Origin of the sequence: Streptomyces sp. C36 (assembly GCF_040932295.1) — a bacterium.
GTDB classification, from domain to species: Bacteria; Actinomycetota; Actinomycetes; order Streptomycetales; family Streptomycetaceae; genus Streptomyces; species Streptomyces triculaminicus.
The window spans coordinates 145950-163960 of sequence record NZ_JBFQGI010000003.1 but is presented as its reverse complement, the minus strand read 5'-3'; the positions used below and the strand labels follow the sequence as shown (position 1 = coordinate 163960).

The window sequence follows — 18011 nt, the reverse complement described above, 5'->3', positions numbered from 1 at the left end:
CACATCAGCTGTGCCCACACGGTATATCGCATCGATGAGCGAGGCAAACACCCAGATGGGAACGGAGCGACCCCCGCACTACGGTGCGATGCGGGCCCGAACCGGAATCGAATCCCAGGCCCGCAGCGTGTTGTTGAGGCGGCGTCGGGCGGGCCCGGCGGCCTCCAGCTCCGCGACCCGTTCGACGAGGGCGGTGAGCAGGCACTCGGCCTCCAGGCGCGCCAGGTTCTGGCCCACGCACTGATGGATGCCGAAGCCGAACCCCACATGCCCGGAGGGGTCGCGGGACAGGTCGTAGGCGTGGGGTTCGGCCCAGCGCCGGGGATCGCGGTTGGCGGCGCCGAGGAACAGCAGGACCTTCGCGCCGTCGGGCACCGCCACGCCGTCGACCCGCGCGGAGGCGGTGGCGGTACGGAAGAACGTCTGCACCGGCGACGCCCAGCGCACCGCCTCCTCGAACGCCACCCGCGCCAGGCCCGGTTGGGCGCGCAGCCTCCGCCACTGCGCGGGGTGGGTGGCGAGCGCGTACAGCACCGCGGCCAGCGCGTGCACGGTGGTGTTGACGCCGGCCGCGAACAGCGAGCGCACCACGGAGGGCGCCTGTTCGGGGGTGATCTCGCCGCGGTCGGCCGCCGCCCAGATCTCCGCCCCGAACCCGCCCTCGGCGAGCGCCTCGCGCTCGCAGTGGGCGACGACCCAGTCCGACAGCTCCCTCGCCCGCGGCGCGTCCCGGACGACGAGCTCGTTGCGCGGGCCGAAGGCGTTGAGCAGGAAGTCGCTGAAGGGCAGGAGCTTCTCCCGCCCGTCCTCGGGAAGGCCGAGCGCGTCGGGGAACACCCGCAGCGGGAACGCCTCCGCGAGGCGGGTCACGGCGTCGAACTCCACGACGGAACCGGCGCGCCCGTCCCCCGCGCCCGTGGTCAGCAGCCCGTCGACCATCTCCCGCGCCGCCGCCGTCCACTCCGCGCGCAGCCGGCGTTGCGTACGGGGCCCGAGCAGGGCGGACAGCACCCGGCGCGGGGCGTCGTGGTGCGGCGGGTCGGCCTCCACCAGCGCGCTCAGCGGCCGCCAGGCCTTGTGGGTACGGAAGTTGTACAGGCCCACCCCGGCCCCGGACTGGAAGCCCTGCCAGTCGCGCAGCGCCGCGTACACGTGCTCGTGGCGGGCCACCGCGTAGATGTCGTGCGCGCTCAGGTACACCAGCGGCCCGGCCTCGCGCAGCGCGGCGTCCAGCGGCAGCGGGTCCGTCAGCACCTCGTGGCCGAAGGGGTCGGTGTCGATGACGGGCAGGGACGGCCCGCCGGCGGGTGCCCCGCCGACCGGGGTCTCGGTCATGGTCGCGACCTCCGTCGCCTCGGGGGCCGGTTCTCCGGCCGGTCGTGGTGTCCGTCGCGGGCGCGGTCGTCCCACGGGTCCGGGTCCCACCGGGCCCGGCCTCACAGGTCCAGTACGAGCCGGGCGCCGCAGGAGCGGGACACGCAGGGGTACATGCGGTCCCCGGCGGCGCGTTCGTCGTCGGTGAGCAGGGCGTCGCGGTGGTCCACCACGCCGTCGACCACGGCGGCCTCGCAGGTGCCGCAGGTGCCCTCCCGGCACGACGACAGCACGTCCGCGCCGGCCGACCGCACGGCGTCCAGCACGGTCGTGCCGGGGGCTACGGTCACCCTCGCCCCGGTGCGCGCCAGGACGACCTCGAACGGCGCGTCCCGTACCGGCGCCCGCCGCTCGCGGGCGGTGAACCGCTCGGTCCGCAGCGTCGCGGCGGGCCAGTGGGCGCACGCGGCCTCGGCGGCGGCGAGCAGCCCGGCCGGCCCGCAGCAGTACACCCGCAGGTCGTCGCGCACTTCTCCCAGCCAGGCCGCCAGGTCGGGTCTGCCGCGCTCGTCCTCGGGCAGGACGTGGACGCGGTCGCCGTAGCGGGCCAGTTCGTCGAGGAAGGCCATCGACCGGCGGCGGGGGCCGCCGTAGAGGAGGTGCCAGTCGGCCCCGACCAGCCGCGCCTGGTGGATCATCGGCAGCAGCGGGGTGATGCCGATGCCTCCCGCGACGAACAGGTAGTGGTCGGCGGGCACGAGCGGGAAGTTGTTGCGCGGGCCGCCCACGCCGACGCCGTCCCCGACCCGGAGCCGGTCGTGCACATACGCCGAGCCGCCCCGGCCGTCCGGCTCGCGCAGCACGGCGATCCGGTAGCGGTGGGCGTCCCAGCGGTCCCCGCACAGGGAGTACTGGCGGGTGACCCCGCACGGCAGGACGAGGTCGATGTGCGCGCCGGGCGTCCAGTCCGGCAGCCGGTCGCCGTCGGGGTGGGCGAGGTGGAGGACGACCACGTCGTCGGCGACGGCGTCCTTGGCCGTCACGCGCAGCGTCAGCTCGCGCGGCTCCAAACCGGGCTCCCTCCCTCGGTGTTCGAACATTCGAAAAGTAGTGATTCCGCTCCCGTCAAACGCTTCCATGCCGACCTCCGCGCCGTCTTCTCCTGACGTGCTCAAACACCCGCCGCATCACGCCAGTACGGCCCCCCGGGCACCGGCCGGGACCCGCCTCGGGCCGCTGACCAGCGATGTTCACCCTGTACACTGGGCCGGGGAGGAATTGCGGACCATGAGCCAAGACACGCGCTCGCGCTCGTACCACCACGGCGACCTGCGCGCCGCGCTGGTGGAGGCCGGGGTGAAGCTCGCGCGCGAGGGCGGGGCCGGAGCGCTGGGCCTGCGGGTGGTCACCCGCTCCGTGGGGGTCACCCCGAACGCCGCCTACCGGCACTTCGCCGACCGGCGGGCCCTCGTCCTCGCCGTCGCCGCGGAGGCCCAGGACCGGCTCGCCCACGCCATGCGCGACCGGATGACCGCCCTCGGGGACGACGCCGGCGCCGACCGCGCCGCGCGGGCCGTACGGAACCTGCGCGGAGTGGGCCTGGGCTATATCCACTTCGCGCTCAGCGAGCCCGGCTGGTTCGACGTCGCCATCCTGACCCGGGACGAGTCCGACGGCGACGCCCCGCCCGCCACCGTGGGCGACCGCGTCGCGCCGCCCTACCAGCTGCTGCTCGACGCCCTCGACGAGATGGTCGCCGCCGGCGCGCTGACCCCCGAGCGGCGGGTGAACGCCGAATGGGTGTGCTGGTCGATGGTCCACGGCTTCGCCGACCTGGCGACCCGCGGCCCGCTCAAGGGGCAGGACCGCGCCCTGGTCGACGGGCTCGCCGCGCACGTCGTCGACACCATCGTCGACGAGATCAAGTCGTAGGCGGCGTACCCGAGGTCACCCGCGCCTCGTGGAACGCGGTGGGCGCGGTGTAGCGGACGCCGCCCACGGCCGCCGCGGCCTCGCGCAGGGCCTCGTTGCCGCGCAGCATCCGTTCGAGGGTGTCCGGATCCCCGCGCCGCGCCGTGCGCTGCAGCCCGAAGAGGACGGTGACGGCGTCGCCCGCCGCCTTCGGCGCATACGGGGCGACGATGCGATCGGTGGGCACCGGGTAGAGCAGGACGCCGCCGCCGGGGCCGATATCGGCCGCCGTGAGGCCGGCGAGCGTGGCGGCGATGACGTCCTCGGCGTGCCGGCCCGGCAGCAGCACGTTGCAGCGGGGATGGGGGTCGTCCTGCCACGATCCGGTGTCGCGCAGCCGGGCCTCCAGCGGCGCGGCCCGCCGCAGGAAGTCGCCGTAGCCGGTGGTCTCGGTCTCCTCGGCGCCGCGCCGGTGGGAGAGGCCGGCGAGCAGCGCGCGGTCGTCGGGCGCGTGCGGCGGGTCGAAGGCGGCCATGGCCTCGAGGACGAAGAGCCAGCCCGCCCCTTCCCCGTCGCCGGCGGGCCGGGCCTGGCCCTCGACGTGGTGGAAGCGCCCGTCCTCGATCAGCCGTCGCTGGTCGGCGAGGAACGTGCCGAGGTCGCGGTACGGGAGCAGGTGGCGGCGGGCCGCGCCCGGGGCCCGTGTCAGCGCGAGGGTGGCGCGGGTGATGATCCCGTGCTCGCCCTGGGTGCCGCGCACCGCGTCGAAGAGCGCGGCGTTCCCGGTCGGCGAGCAGGTGACCCGTTCCCCGGACGGGGTGACGACCTCGAGGTCGCGCACGGTGTCGGCCACGCAGCCGTGGCGGTGGCTGGTGCCGCCGAAGCCGCCGGCGGACAGCGTCCCTCCGACGGTCAGCCCGAGGTGGTCCGGCAGCACGAGGGGCGTGAGCCCCGCGGGCAGGACGGCGTCGGCGACCGCGTCCCACCGGGCTCCGGCGTCCACCGCGACGGCGTCGGGGCCCGCCTCGCCCACCCCGTCCAGGGAGCTCAGGTCGACGACGATGCCGTCCCGCGCCTGGGCCTGCCCGTCGACGGCGTGCCCGCCGCCCCGGGGCACCACCGTGATGCCGTGCTCCCGGCCGAACCGTACGACCGCCGCCACGTCGCCCGCGTCGGCGGGACGCAGCACGGCGAGCGGACGCCGTCGCACCCGGTTGCCGAAGTCCCGTGCAGCGGCGTCGAGATCGGCCTCACGGGTGCTGAGGACACCACGGAGACCCGGCACGGCCTCACCGACGATCGTCTTGACCACCATCACTCCGAATACGTCGACCGCTTGACCGTGCGGGGCCGATCGTCCCCGCCGGGGCCGCCGGAACGACATATCGCGGCGTGCGCACTTCCGCGGGCGCTCCGGGCCGGGCGCTCGCGCGTACGGCCCGGAGCGCCCGGCGTCACATGTTGATCATGTGACCGGCGAGGCCGTGCACGGCCTCCTTCACCGCTTCGCCCAGCGTGGGGTGCGCGTGGATGTTGCGGGCGACCTCGTGGACGGTCAGGTCCCACTGCTGGGCCAGGGTCAGCTCGGGGAGCAGCTCGGTGACCTCGGGACCGATCAGGTGGGCGCCGAGCAGCTCGCCGTGGCGGCCGTCGCTGATGACCTTCACGAAGCCGGTGGGGTGACCGAGGCCGTGGGCCTTGCCGTTGGCCGAGAAGGGGAACTTGACCACCTGTACGTCGAAGCCCTGTTCCCGGGCCTGGGCCTCGGTCCAGCCGAAGCTGGCGATCTGCGGCTGGCAGTAGGTGGCGCGCGGGATCATGGTGAAGTCCAGCTCCATGGTCTCCGCGTCCGCGATCGTCTCGGCGGCCACCATGGCCATCGCCTCGGCGGCGTGCGCCAGCATCAGCTTGGCGGTGACGTCGCCGATGGCGAAGATGTGCGGCACGCTGGTGCGGCCGCGCGCGTCCACGTCGATCGCGCCGCGCTCGGTCAGCCGCACGCCGGTGGTCTCGAGGCCGTAGCCGGTCACGCGCGGGGCGAAGCCGATGGCCTGGAGCACCTTGTCGGCCTCGAGCACCTCCTGCTGTCCGTCGCGGGTGACGGTGACCCGGACCTTGGCCGCCGGGTCGGTGTCGTCGATCGACTCGACCCGGGTGGACGTCAGGACCTTGATGCCCAGCTTGCGGTACTGCTTGGCGAGTTCGGCCGAGACGTCGGCGTCCTCCAGCGGCACGAGCCGGTCGAGGAACTCGACGACGGTGACCTGGACGCCGTAGTTGTGCAGGACGTACGCGAACTCGACGCCGATCGCGCCGGCGCCCGCGATGATGATGCTCTCCGGCAGCCGGTCGGTGAGGATCTGCTCCTCGTAGGTGACCACGCGCTCGCTGAGGGAGGTGCCGGGCAGCAGGCGCGTCGAGGCGCCGGCGGCGATGACGCAGTGGTCGAACGTCACGGTCTCGGTGCCGCCGGCCGTCAGCGCCACCTGGAGCGTGCGGTCGTCGGTGAAGGTGCCCCGGCCGTCGTACTCGGTGATGCCGTTCTTCTTCATCAGGTAGTGCACGCCGCTGACGCGGCCGTCCGCCACCTTGCGGCTGCGCTTGAACGCCTCGGCGTAGTCGAAGCTGATGCTGCCCTCGACCTTGATGCCGTAGGTCTTCGCCTCGCGGGTGACGGTGTGGGCGAGTTCGGCGTTGCGCAGCAGCGCCTTGGAGGGGATGCAGCCGACGTTGAGGCACACCCCGCCCCAGTACTTCTCCTCGACCACGGCGACGCGCAGGCCGAGTTGGGCGGAGCGGACCGCCGCGGTGTAGCCTCCCGGGCCCGCGCCCAGGACGACGACGTCGAAGTGTGTGCTCATGATCCGTGCTCTCCCATGGAAGTGATCGGCAAGCCGCTACGGCGACCTTAGATCACCAGGCGGCGCGGGCCGGGGTCGGCCCGGCTGCGCACCACCCTCACGCGCACCACCCGCACGCGGACCGCCCGCCCGCCGGATGGGAGTCCGGCAGGCGGGCGGTATCGGTTCGCGGTCGTCCCGCACGCGCCGGGCGCGAGGGCCCGGCCTTCAGACCCTGGGCACCTTGAGCTTCGTCCAGCTCGTCTCGCCCGGCATGCCGTCGGCGTCCGAGCCGGAGTAGCCGAGCTTGCGCTGCCAGGCCGCGTACGAGGCGCGGTCGGTCTCCGTCCACTCCGGGCCGGGGCCCTCCTCGTAGCGGCCGCAGCCCTCCTCCACGAGCCGTACGCCCATGGCGGTGATGAGGGCGCTGCGCCGGCCGGCGCGGAAGAAGTCGCTGCCGGGGAAGGGGGCGTACTGGCCCTGCGGCGGGTTCGGCAGGGGGCCGTCCGGCTTGCGCCGCAGGCGGGCGCCGATCCGGGAGCGCATGGAGGCCATGGTGAAGCCCAGCGGGTCGTTCTTGGTGTTGGTCCACTCCTTGTGGCCGATCACCGAGCGCTCGGTCCAGCCGTGGGCCCGGCAGATGGCGGCCGACGCCTTCTCGATGGCCTCGAGCTGGGCGGCGGGCCAGGGGTCCTTGCCGTCGCCCAGGTTGACGCACTCGAAGCCGTAGAAGCGGGCGTTGCCGTCGGTGTCGTTCTCGTCGGGCTCGGGCAGCGGCCGCTCGGCGATGACCGCGTCGAGGACGTCGCCGTCCCCGAGCCCGGCGTGGTTGGATCTGCCGTTGCCCACGAGGTAGACCGTGCCGTCCTTGACGATGACGCCGTGACAGAGCGGGCCGGGCAGTTCGTCGTAGCCGTCGTAGCAGAGGTCGACCGAGCTCATGGTGCCCGAGGAGACGGTGTGGTGGACGACCACTCCGTTCATCGGGCCCCACGGGCCCTTGCCGTTGCGGTTGTGGGTGCGCCAGCTGCGGTGCTCCACGACCCTCAGGCCCTCCTCGCGGAGTGCGGCGACGAGTCGGTCGGCGGATAAGGGCTGTGCCATGGTTCTCCTCCTTGGGATGTGCACGCGTGTGATCCGCGCCCGCCGGGCGGCCGTGCGCCCGGCGGGACGGTGGTCCGGAACGGGTCGTTCACCCGTCGGCCGGGAACGGGTCGTTCACCCGCCGGTCGTGGCCGCCTCGACGGGTGCCGCCAGCGGCCGGAAGGTGTACCGCAGGTCGGTCACCGCCCCGTCGGCCCCCACCCAGGCGAGCGGGGCGTAGTGGACGTCGATGCCCGCCGGGGGCTGCAGCAGTGGCCGGCGGTCGGCCGCCGCCGGCCACTCCACCGCGCCGGTGGCGGTGCGGGCGGGCGCGCTCCAGTAGTCACCGGGGCGGTAGCGGCCGCCGGGCTCGAACCACACCTGCAGCCCGTCCTCCAGGTCCAGCCACGTGCCCTCGACGACCTTCAGCGCGCCGTCGCGGTGCTGCCGGGCGGTGCCGCGCGCCCCGGGCGCGCGGTGGTCCCAGCGGCGCAGGAAGGGGTGCAGGCCCGGCAGCCTGCCGGTGCCCGGGCCCGGTTCGGCGTTCAGCCGCACCCGGCGTCCGGGGACGTCCACCTCCTCCACCCGCAGCAGCTCGGCGCTCTCGCCGCGGCTGGTGTAGGCGGAGTCGGCGAGCTCGACCCGGTCCCCGGCGTTCAGGTCCAGCTTGTCGTCGCCGCCGAGCGTGGCGAGCTCCACCCAGGTGCCGTCGAGCGCGGCGACGGGGAAGACGACGGAGCCGTTCTCCCGGGACCACTTGAAGGTGGCGGTCTCGGCCGTCCCCCCGGTGTGGATCTCCACGCGGTACAGCTGGTTCTCCGGGCCCCGGTAGCGGTACTCGGGCCGGGTCAGGCACGGCTCCTCGTCGGTGCGCTCCGGGCGCTCGGCACGGAACGCGGCCGAGGCGGCCGGGGCACGGCGGGCGTCGGCCCAGGTCCGGAACGCCTCGCGGACCTGGGCGGCCGTCGGGCTCTGGGGCACGGTCAGCTCGGCGGCGGGCAGGGGCAGCACCTGCCAGACCGTCTTGATCCTGGCCGCCGTGTCCGGGAGGGCGGGGCCGAGGGCCACCTCCCGGATCTCGGGGTCCTCGGCCGCGGTGACCGCCCGCTCCCACACCGTGAGGCAGACGAGGTAGGGGAACTGCGTCGGCAGCCGGTCGGCGGGCTTCTCGGGGTCGCGGTAGGCGTCGGGCTGGTTCCAGTACGTCCAGACGGCGGGGTCGTCGCAGGGGCTCTGCCCGCCCTCCGGCTCACCTGCCGGCTCGCCCTCGGGCGCGGCGCCGTCGGCGGCCTTCGGGTCCGAGCCCTCCCCGGCGGGTATCCCCGCCGGCGGCAGGCCGGCGTCGCACAGGATGCCGTCCACGTAGTAACGCCCGCCGTGGATCGCCAGGTTGTCGAGCGTCTTCTCGCCCCGGCAGTAGGCGATGCGGAAGCCGGCGGCGCCGTACGGGCCGCCGTGCTGCCCGATCAGGTCGGCGGCCAGGGTGCGGGCCTGGTGCTGCTGGATGGCGTGCTGTTCGTTGGCGTCCGCGTCGAGCTGGACCCGGCCCTGCTGGGCGAGCACGCCGGAGTAGTGCTTGGCGGGCCGGAAGGTGATACGGGAGAGGTCTGCGTGCATGTGTGGGTTCCTCTGGGAAGGTGCCCGTCGGGCAGGGTCAGGTGACGTGGATGATCCCGGCGTCGGTGCCGGCCGGGGAGAACTCCTCCAGCCGGGCGCGCAGGCTGTCCTCGCGCTGCGGCTGGAAGAGCTCGTGGAACGCGCCGAGTTCGGATCCGTCCTCGGCGCCCCGGCCGATCTCCGGCGCGCAGCCGTCGGCCAGCTGGCCGTAGGCCGGGGTGCCGTAGCGGACGCTGGTGAACACCGGCCGGACCCGGGCCGCCTCGGCGTCCTGCAGGGCGGGAACGTCCTTCCGGTCGATCTCGCCCTTCTCGGCCCTCTCCCGCACGGCGGCGCGCACGCCGTCCGGCTGGCAGTGGTAGCGGCGGGGCGTGCGCGAGCCCGGGGGCACATAGCTGAAGCGCACACAGCCGATGCCGCGCCGGGCGGCGCTGACGCGGCCGGTGAAGACGCAGTCCTCGGCGATGTCGACGGCGTGGACGTGCACTTCGCCGATCACCGTGGTGCGGTGGGCGTGCAGCACGGCGTGGGCGTGGCGGCACTCGGGCCCGGAGAGGGCCTCGCGGTCGGAGCCGGTGGCGTCCAGGACGCTGTCGGAGATGTGGACGCGCAGCGGGTCGGTGCCGGCCTCGTCGCCGACGACCTCGATGGTGCCCAGCACGCTGCGCTCGATCTCCACGCAGGCCGTGGTGCATTCCAGGACCAGGCTGGGCTCCTGCGGCGAGTGCGGCTCGCAGCGCGGCTCCAGCGACCAGCCCGGCACCAGCGTGCAGTGCCGGATGACGACGGACCCGACGGGGCCGGTGACGTTGATGCCACGCCCGGTGACCAGCAGCCCGTCCAGGACGACGCGCGGCGGCGGCCCGTCGCCGGGGTTGCCGTGGATGTTGAGCGCGTCGGGCCGGTTGCTGTACCAGTCGAGCAGGCGGATCACCGGCCGGGCGCCCTCGGCCGCCCGCACCTCCAGCCGTTCCCCGGGCGAGAGGTCGAAGTCCAGCTGTTCCTGGTGGGCGCCGCTGTGGGTGATCTCGATGACGGCCTCGGCGCCGCCGTCGGAGCGCCACTGCTCGTAGGCGTCCATGATGCGCTCGTGGGGGCCGTCCGGCCCGACCCGGTAGACCGTGGCCCGGGGCGGGGTGTCGCGTTCGCGGGGGTATTCGCCGCCGCCCGTGTCGTCGCTGAACGCGTAGTGGTAGCTGACCCACGCCCCGTGCCGGGGCGCGGTGCGGGCGCCGAAGGCGATCCGGCCGAGCTCGGGGTCGACGACGACCTGGCCGCGCCGGGGCCGGTAGTGCCAGCCGGAGAGGTCGGCCACGACGATGTCGGCGGGCGGCACCGGCTCGTCGCCGCCGTCCCGCCAGATGGTGAACGACCGGCCGGGGCCGTAGTGGTCGGTGAGCCGGTCGGCGAGCTGCCGGCGGCGGATGAAGGCGGGGACGTCGTCCAGGGTCGCCAGGTGCGACGGCGAGGGCTCCGGCTCGGGCTTCACCACCAGCGGGCTGTCGTTGCCGAGGATGGAGAAGGTGTAGAGGTTGCGGGCCCGGTCGATGCAGTAGGCGGGGGCGTGGGTGACCGGGTAGGCCCCCAGCCGCCATACGAACAGGCCGACGCCGGCCGGGGTGTAGCCGCTCTTGCGGCGCGCGGAGCCGGCCCGCCGCACGTCGGCGGTGTGCGCGGCCGGGTCGAAGGCCCCGCCGAGCAGGTCCAGGGCGGATCCGTCGCGGACGTCGAGCAGCCGGCCCCGGGCCGGGCGGGCCGCGCCCGCGGCGTCCTGGCCCGCCCCGAACAGCCGCACCGGCTGGTGGGCGGACAGCAGCCGGGAGAACTCCACCGCCCGGGCGGGCCATTCCGCCACCGACGCCGACAGCTGTTCCAGCAGCGCCGGGGTGCCCTTGCGCCGCCGGTTGGCGACGGTCTCCGCGACGTCGCGGCGGGGGGCGAGCCGGGCGGCGAGGCGCCGCCGCGAGGCGGCCGTGCCGCCGCCGGGGCCGCCCGGGGACAGGCCGGTGGTCAGCACCTCCTCGTACCCGGGCAGGACGCGGTAGCCGACGAGGTCGCCGAGGTAGGGCACGGCCCAGTCGGCGCAGGTCTCGATGAACCAGTCCTCGTAGCCCTGTTCCACGCCCGAGCGCACCAGGTCGACCTGCTCGGCGATCACGGCGAGCAGGGCGCGCAGCGGCTCCCCCGCCTCGGCGTCGCGCAGCCGGTGCCACTGCGGGAGCAGCTCCAGCAGGCCGTCGGGCTCACGGTTCACGCCCGTGCCTCCTTAAGGATCAGTGTGTCCGGCACGTCCGGGGAGAGCAGCGCGAACTGCGCCGGGCGGATGCCGCGGAAGACGAACACCGTGCGGCCCTTCGGCAGCGGCCTGGTGTCGGTGATACCGGGGTTGAGCCGCAGCAGTTCGGCGACGGTGATGCCGTTCTTCGCTGCCACCTCGGTGAGGGTCTCGGTGGTGTGCGGGGCCGGGGGCGCGACCGTGTAGCGGTCCTCGTGGTACGCGGCGAGCCGGGCGTCCACCGCCGCCTGGGGGCGCCTGAGCCGCTCGGGCAGCTCCTCGAGCCCCCGGGGGGTCAGGCTGCCGGGCACCCCGGTGAACGCGTCCACGTCCACGTACTCGACGCCCGGCACGGACTGGGCCGTGGCCAGCACCTCCGACAGGTAGGCGGGCCGGCCGAGCTCGCGCGCCGGGTAGCCGAGCCGGGCCGCCAGCGCCCGGCGCACCGCCGGTTCCACCAGGTCCCACGAGTGGTCGGGAAGCACCTTGACGTTGGCCGCGACGACGAGCAGCACCAGCTCGCGCACGGCCACGGTGACCGGCACCCGGGGGTCGCCGTGGGAGGCGAGGGAGGTCCGCAGGGTGCGCACGATGTCGGAGTCGTCGCCGAGGGCGATGTCGTCGACGCCCGCGACGGTGACGTGCACGCGGCGCCGGGTGCCGTCGAAGACCTCGCGGGCGCTGGCCCGGCCGATGCCCGCCCGGGAGCGGGCGAAGTCCTCGTAGTCGGCGACGGAGACGAGGCGGTCGAGCGCGGTGACGGCCAGCGGGATGTTGCGGCGGGCGAGGCCGGGACCGTCCGGGTCGGCGCCGCCGGTGGCGGGCAGCGGGTTGACGACCGCGCTGACGCCCAGCGGGCGGGTGGTGGGCTGGGTGACGCGCCCCGCCTTGACGTTGGCGGCCCTGCCGACGCCGATGCGGTAGCGGGCGCGGACGTTCTCGTGGCCGGTGGGCAGGCGCGCGCCGTGGGTGCCGTCGCCGAAGGTGACGGTGACCCGGCCCGCGGCGGCCGGGTCGGCGGTGCCGGTGGTGTCCGTGGTGCCGGTGACGTAGACGCGTTCCCGGGGGCCACGGCCCGCGAGGCTGTCCACCTCGTGCCAGAGCACGCCGTCCACCCTGATCTCCAGGGTGCTGCGCGCGCCCGACGCGTTGTCGTCGGCGAGCCAGGTCAGCGGGGACTGCCACAAAACGAACGACTGGCCGGCCTTCCCGGCGTCGCCGCTGCCGATCGGCTCGTCGCGGGTGGCGCCGTGGGTGGCCCCGACCACGTTGCCGAAGACGCGCAGGCTCTCGCGCCGGTAGCGGTGGGCGAGGTCCGCGGTCAGGACGAGCAGGGTGTGCACGGCGTCGCCCGGCCGCGCGGGGTCGACGCGCTGCTCGACGCCGGCGATCATGGCGAGCTCCGTGCCGCGTACTCCGGTGGTGCCGGGGATGTCGGTGCGCTCGCCGCTGAACACCACCCAGCGGCCGGGTGCCAGCCCGTCGTACAGCCCGGCCAGTTCGATCTCGTTGCCGTCGACGTCGTCCGTGACCGTCTCCTCGGCGAGGCGGAGGGCGTCGCCGCGGGCGTGGACGGTGGCGTCCCTGATGTGCGAGAGGTTGACGTCGTAGGCGTCGAGCCAGTCGTCCTTGAGGGTGAGTTCGGTGACCTTGCCGGAGATGCCGAAGGCGGCGCGGGAGAGCACGCGCACATCGGTGACCCGGGTGACGACCTGGGCGAACTCCTTGCCGCCGGGGATCTGTCCGGGGCTGCCCTTGCGCGGCCGCTCGACGGCGATCCAGCTGCCGGGGGCGATGCCCTCGTACACGGCGTCGAGGGCGAGCTTGTTGCGGTCGGTGACCTCGAGCTGGGTGGCGATGGTGACGCTGACGGTGGCGGGCAGGTCCTTCGGCTTGCGGCGGGCCGCGGTGACCTTGAGCGTGCCGAGCGTCTGCTGCGGGCCGAGCTCGTCGGGGCCGAGGGTGACCCGCACCGTGTCGGCGCCGTCGGTGACCGTCACCAGCACCTTGTTCCGGTCGTCGGGCCGGGAGACGAACACCGTGGCCCGGGGCAGCTTGGGCAGCATCTCCGCGGAGACGCCGAGCTGGTGCGGGTCCGGGGGCTCCGGGGGCGCGGCGGCGCCGGGGTCCTTCCCGGCGGGCGCGGGCGGGCGGGGCGGCAGCTTGGTGCGTACCCGCACGTCGCCCGGTCCGACGTCGGCGACCTTCTCGTTCATCTCCCGGTCGGTGCGGAGGGTGAGTTCCCTCGAGGGCGAGGCGCCCTCGGCCACCGAGTAGGTGAACGCGATGGACGCCGGGACACCGCCGTCGTTGTCGTAGGTGACCGTCGTGTCGAGCGAGATGTTCCCGCTGAGGGGCCAGTCCTCGTAGTAGGCGATCTGGTTGTCCTTGTAGCGGGGGACGAGCGGCGCCGTCGCCCCGAAGGGGGTGGCGGTGACCCTCATCACCTGCACCGTGGCCAGCGCCGACGGCGCGGTGAGGTCCACCTGCCGCCAGGCGTCGTTCAGGCCCTCGCGGAGCCTGGGGTCGAGCGCGGCCAGCAGCTGGGCGCCGATGTCGGAGCCGGGGGCGTAGAGGCGCTCGGGGTCGCGGGCGAGGTGGCGGGCGTTGACCGGCGGCCGTACGGGGGTGGTGCGCAGGGCGGGCAGCAGGGCGCCCAGGCCCTTGACCGCCGCGTGGAGCGGACCGGCCGGCGCGCCGGCCTGCCCGCCGTCCTCCCGCGCGGGGTCGTTCCCCAGGCGCAGCCCGTCGTAGAGCGGCGTCCGGGAGCCGCCGGGCGGCAGGGGCGTCAGGGGCGGCTTGGGTGCGGCGTCCGCCGGCTGGGGCGGCTCCAGGGCGCGGGCCTGCCGGATCAGCGTGGTGAACGTCGCGGCCAGGCTACGGAACCAGGCGGCGATCTCCCGGTAGGGGCGGGCGAGTTCGGCGGCCTCGTCCGCCCGCCGCACGTCGGCGCCCAGCCGGTCGGCGAAGGCGCTCGCGGTCTTGAGCGTCTCGAGGTCCCGGCGCAGCGGGGCGAGGACGTCCTCGTCGAACCGGTCGACCAGGCGGCTCGCCTTCGGCCGGGGGTTGGGCGGCTCCTTCTCGGACGGGTCGATCCACTTCGCCAGTTCCTCGCGCAGGCCCTTGAGCGACGGCTGGGCCGTCACGGGCAGGCCGATCACGGTCACGTCGTTCTCGCGGTCGAGCCGGACGTGGGGAACGGTGCGCAGGAACCTTTTGTCGCGGGCGGACTCCTCGGCGCTGAACACGAACAGCAGCTGATCGCCGGGCTTGACGTTGTTCGCGGTGCCCTGGACGAACAGCTCGGTGCGCTCCGCCAGCAGCCGCGGCGTCACCTGGTAGGGGCGGCGGCGCCGCACGGCGAGCTCGTTCCACGACCAGCGGGCCGTCAGCTCCTCCGACGTCTCGAACGACTGCGGGTCCTCCCCCGGCCCGGGCACGCTCTGGCTGCGGGCGCCCCGGGGGATCACCACGGGCGTCTCCTGGCCGGGCCGCGGGTCCTGGTCGAGGGTGTAGGCGAGGAAGGTGCCGGCGGCCACGCCGGGGCGGGGCCGGTGTCCGACGAGCCGGCCGAGCAGGGTGAGGGAGCCGTCCTCGGTAGCGGTGCGCAGATAGCCCTCGTTGGCGATCCGCTCGGAGTAGAAGGTGAGCAGGTCGCCCAGGACGGCCCAGGTGTCGAGCAGGGCGACGGCCGGGTCGTCGGGGGTGCGTACGGTCAGGTCGCGCAGCGCCGGGTAGGCGGGCCCGGAGAGCCGGGCGAGCATGGAGGACAGGAACTCCCCGTGGGTGCCCACCCGGTAGCGGATGGCGCCGAGGCCGGGAGGGTTGGTGACCTCGGCGGGGGTGGCCGTCCCGGTGCCCCGGCAGCCGCAGTCGCATCGGCCGCTCATCGGCCGCCTCCGATCTCGATGGCGAGCCGGCCGTTCTCCGGCCGGTCCGGGTCGTTGTCGCACTGGGCGATCTCCAGCGGGCCCAGCCGCAGGATTCCGGCGTCGAGTTCGCCGTCCTCCTGGTGGTGCAGGCGGCGCAGCCGGGTGGCCTGGACGCTCACCACTCCGGGTACGGCGGCGGCCGCGGCGACCAGCCGGCTGACGCGGACGGGTTCGCCGAAGGTGAGGGCGTCCGGGTGGAAGAACCCGAGGCGGCCGTCCGGGAGGACGCCGGTGCCCAGCACCCGGCGCAGCTCGGCGAGGACGTGCCCGCGCTGGTGACCGGGGGCGACGCACACGGCCAGGGCGATGTCGAGCGGGATGAGCAGCGCGGGCAGGACCACCACGTCGTGGCCGATGCGCCGGTAGCCGCCGAGGACGTGGCCGACCCGCTCCAGCAGGACGGGTCCGGGCGCGGCGGCGCCGAGCGGGTCGACGGCCACATGGACCTCCTGGGCGGCGCCGGTCCAGCGGATGTCGGCGGCGGCCCGCTGGACCCCGGGGACACCGGCGGCCAGCTCGGCGTAGTCCTCGGCGGTGACGGCCCGCAGCCGGGTCCTCCGCAGGGCCAGGGGCGCCAGCCGGCGTACGTCCTCCAGGGACTCGGGGCCGGTGCCGCCGGCGGCGGGCAGCGGGTTGCGCACCCGGACGACGTCCGGCGAGCCGGAGCCGCACAGCAGCAGGTGGTTGACGGCCTCGGCGCCGACGTTGCCCGCCGGGCCGCCGCCGATCCGGTACGCGATCTCCATCCGGGAGCCGGGCGGCGGCGCGGCGCCGTGCGCGCCGTCGCCGAACCGCAGCGCGAGCGTGCCGTCGTCCTCCAGCTCGCCCACGAAGTGCCGGTCCCGGCGCCCGCTGGAGAGCAGATCGCGGCGGGGCCGCCAGGTCTTCCCCCCGGCCCGGGCGGTGACGGCGGGGAGGGCGGAGCGGGGGTCCTGGACGATCGCCGTGGCGGGCCCGGCGAGGCGGGGGTCGTCCGGGTCGATGCCGTCGGCGTAGGCCTCGCCCCAGCTGTGCCGCAGCTCCCAGGCGACCCGGCGGTCGAGAACGCCTCCGGCGCGGGCCCGGGCGAGCAGCACGGACAGCCGGCGCAGCTTGCCCGCCAGCAGCCGTTCGCGGCGGGCCGACAGGGCGCGCAGGGCCTGCGCGGGCCGCTGGCCCAGGTGCAGCCTCTCGAGGGTACGGGCGCCGAAGACGACCGTGAGCTCGTCGACCTGCTCCGGCGTCAGCTCCTCGCCGTCGCACACCTGCCGCCACAGCTCCTCCAGGCGCAGCCGCAGCCGCTCCGGCACGCCGGCGAGCAGATCGGCCTGGCCCTCGGCGACGTGCCCGGGCGCCGGGTACGGGGTGGCCTGGGTGACCGGCGCGTACCGCAGGACAGGGCGGAAGCGGGCCGGCACGTTCGGATAGCCGGTCTGGGCGAGCAGGGTCTCCAGGACGGCGGCCTGCGCGTCGGCGCCGGGCGGCGAGACCCGCTCCTCGCCGCCCTGACCCGGGGCCAGGTGGAGGCCGAGCCCGGCCCGGGCCACGGCCGGCTCGCCCACGACGTGGTACAGCTCGCGCACGTCGTCGGGCTCCAGCTGGTACCCGGCCCGGGTACGGTCCAGCAGGCGGTGGACCGCCGCGGCCGGCCCGGTGGGCTCGGCGCGGTCGCCGCAGCCGAAGGAGGGCGGCTCGCAGCCGGGCGCGATGACGGGGCCCGGCGGCACGGGGACGACCTCGGGTGCGCCGTCGCAGTGGGTGAGCGAGCGGCCGTGGTCGACCAGGACGACGTTGGCGCGGGCGAGGCTGACGTCGCTCAGCGGCGCGCAGTCGGTGCCGCCACGGCTGGAGAGGCACACCGGGAAGGTGAGCGCGTCGGCCCGGGACCAGGTCACCTCGACGACGGGCTGGTCGTACAGCTCGTCCACGAGGGGGGTGACCGAGGTGAGCCGTACGGCCTGCCGGTGGGCCGGGTCGGCGTCGGCGGGGGCTCCGGTGCGCGGGCCGAGCACCTCCTCGATCAGCAACACGTCGCCGGGGCTCAGCGCGAGCGCGCGTTCCCGCTCCCCGCCGTCGTCCCCCTTCTTCCCGCTCCCCCCGCACCATTCGTCGCGCAGGGTGGCCGCGGTCGCGCCCCTGGGCAACGAGCATTCCTCGTCGCCCCAGGTCCACAGGCGCACGGCGTTGTGTTCCGGGCGCAGGCCGACGTCGCACCCGCCGAGCGGTTCGAACACCTCCACCAGGGCGTTCTCGGTGAGCGCGTCGAGCTCTCCGTCGGGTACCACCGGCCCCAGGTCCGGCCGTTCCTGCGGCCCGAGCCCGCTGACGTCCACGGCGGCGAAGCGGAACGTTCCGGCCTCGAGGGTAAGGGCGCTGTCCACCTCCAGGGCCACGAACGCGCGGGCGTTGCACCCGTCGTGCATCGGGTAGTCGATCAGCCGGACGTGGCGTCGCACCGAGACCCTGCGCCGGGCGGTGTCCAGGTAGGCCTCGGTGGCGACCGCGTCCTGCTGGTAGCCGATCCGGTCCGCGGTGTGGGCGAGCAGCTCGACCAGCGTCACCCCCAGGTCCGGGACGTGCCGCTCGACCCAGTCGGGAGCGGTGAGCGTCATCCGGTCCAGGGCCAGGCGGCGCAGGCTCTCGTAGTCGCGCGCGGTGTAGTCGATGACCGGGCGCGGCGCGGCCTCCGGCAGGCACGGTTCGACGGCCCGGCAGTCGAACGTCGTGGGGCACGAGCCGTCGAAGCCGAACTCGGCCCGGTGGTAGCGCGGGTCGAAGCCGCGGTAGGGCTGCTCGCCCGGCCGCCCGTACGGATCGGCCTCGACCACGCCCAGGCGGTAGCGGGAGGTGTCCCCGGCCCGGTCGAGCGTGACGAACATCCGGTCGTCGAGCTCCGGGTCCTCCTCCGCCTCGACGGTCACCTCGACGGCGCGGATGCCGGTGATCCGGCGGCCGCCGTCGATGCGGATGTTGTGCGGGCCGATGTGGCACGGCGAGGGCGCCTTGCCGAGGAACGTGACGGTGAGCGTGCGGCCGTCGTCGGACACCTCGATCCCGTCG

10 protein-coding genes are annotated in these 18011 nt (G+C 75.0%); 1 reads left to right on the top strand and 9 read right to left on the bottom strand.

From position 1 onward, the window contains the following. Positions 1-78 precede the first annotated feature (78 nt). Together AB4K12_RS10550 and AB4K12_RS10545 are read right to left on the bottom strand one after the other, a co-directional pair. Entirely contained in the window at positions 79-1335 is a 1257-nt protein-coding gene (locus tag AB4K12_RS10550; protein WP_368433949.1) for a cytochrome P450, read from the bottom strand. A 101-nt stretch (positions 1336-1436) separates the two neighbouring features. After that, a complete protein-coding gene (locus AB4K12_RS10545; RefSeq protein ID WP_368433948.1) occupies positions 1437-2414 on the bottom strand; it encodes a 2Fe-2S iron-sulfur cluster-binding protein in 978 nt (325 codons plus the stop codon). Between the two features lie 187 nt (positions 2415-2601). On the opposite strand from AB4K12_RS10545, the gene AB4K12_RS10540 reads away from it, so the two are divergent. After that, entirely contained in the window at positions 2602-3246 is a 645-nt protein-coding gene (locus tag AB4K12_RS10540) for a TetR/AcrR family transcriptional regulator (protein ID WP_368433947.1), read from the top strand. Here the strand turns inward: AB4K12_RS10540 and AB4K12_RS10535 are convergent. The 7 genes from AB4K12_RS10535 to AB4K12_RS10505 form a co-directional block, all read right to left on the bottom strand. Then, positions 3236-4540, bottom strand: coding sequence for an FAD-binding protein (locus tag AB4K12_RS10535; protein WP_368433946.1), 1305 nt, complete (start codon positions 4538-4540; stop codon positions 3236-3238). The two genes, AB4K12_RS10540 and AB4K12_RS10535, sit on opposite strands and share 11 nt — an antisense overlap. Before the next feature lie 139 nt (positions 4541-4679). Next, on the bottom strand, positions 4680-6086 hold the full coding sequence (gene lpdA / locus AB4K12_RS10530) for a dihydrolipoyl dehydrogenase (RefSeq protein ID WP_368433945.1): 1407 nt from the start codon (positions 6084-6086) through the stop codon (positions 4680-4682). A gap of 207 nt (positions 6087-6293) precedes the next feature. Further along, positions 6294-7169, bottom strand: coding sequence for a peptidoglycan-binding protein (locus AB4K12_RS10525; protein ID WP_368433944.1), 876 nt, complete (start codon positions 7167-7169; stop codon positions 6294-6296). A 114-nt stretch (positions 7170-7283) separates the two neighbouring features. Continuing rightward, positions 7284-8765, bottom strand: coding sequence for a DUF6519 domain-containing protein (locus tag AB4K12_RS10520; RefSeq protein WP_368433943.1), 1482 nt, complete (start codon positions 8763-8765; stop codon positions 7284-7286). A gap of 37 nt (positions 8766-8802) precedes the next feature. Further along, entirely contained in the window at positions 8803-11019 is a 2217-nt protein-coding gene (locus AB4K12_RS10515) for a hypothetical protein (RefSeq protein WP_368433942.1), read from the bottom strand. Next, complete coding sequence (locus AB4K12_RS10510; protein WP_368433941.1) at positions 11016-14930, bottom strand: putative baseplate assembly protein; 3915 nt, start codon at positions 14928-14930, stop codon at positions 11016-11018. Before AB4K12_RS10510 ends, AB4K12_RS10515 begins: the two co-directional genes overlap by 4 nt. Then, entirely contained in the window at positions 14927-18004 is a 3078-nt protein-coding gene (locus tag AB4K12_RS10505) for a putative baseplate assembly protein (protein WP_368434433.1), read from the bottom strand. The genes AB4K12_RS10510 and AB4K12_RS10505 overlap by 4 nt, the downstream gene beginning before the upstream one ends. Positions 18005-18011: the final 7 nt, after the last annotated feature.

Bases quoted from the DNA above. Each gene is read 5' to 3' on its own strand.
- AB4K12_RS10550 (WP_368433949.1), bottom strand. From the start codon at position 1,335: ATGACCGAGACCCCGGTCGGCGGGGCACCCGCCGGCGGGCCGTCCCTG.
- AB4K12_RS10545 (WP_368433948.1), bottom strand. From the start codon at position 2,414: ATGTTCGAACACCGAGGGAGGGAGCCCGGTTTGGAGCCGCGCGAGCTG.
- AB4K12_RS10540 (WP_368433947.1), top strand. From the start codon at position 2,602: ATGAGCCAAGACACGCGCTCGCGCTCGTACCACCACGGCGACCTGCGC.
- AB4K12_RS10535 (WP_368433946.1), bottom strand. From the start codon at position 4,540: ATGGTGGTCAAGACGATCGTCGGTGAGGCCGTGCCGGGTCTCCGTGGT.
- lpdA (WP_368433945.1), bottom strand. From the start codon at position 6,086: ATGAGCACACACTTCGACGTCGTCGTCCTGGGCGCGGGCCCGGGAGGC.
- AB4K12_RS10525 (WP_368433944.1), bottom strand. From the start codon at position 7,169: ATGGCACAGCCCTTATCCGCCGACCGACTCGTCGCCGCACTCCGCGAG.
- AB4K12_RS10520 (WP_368433943.1), bottom strand. From the start codon at position 8,765: ATGCACGCAGACCTCTCCCGTATCACCTTCCGGCCCGCCAAGCACTAC.
- AB4K12_RS10510 (WP_368433941.1), bottom strand. From the start codon at position 14,930: ATGAGCGGCCGATGCGACTGCGGCTGCCGGGGCACCGGGACGGCCACC.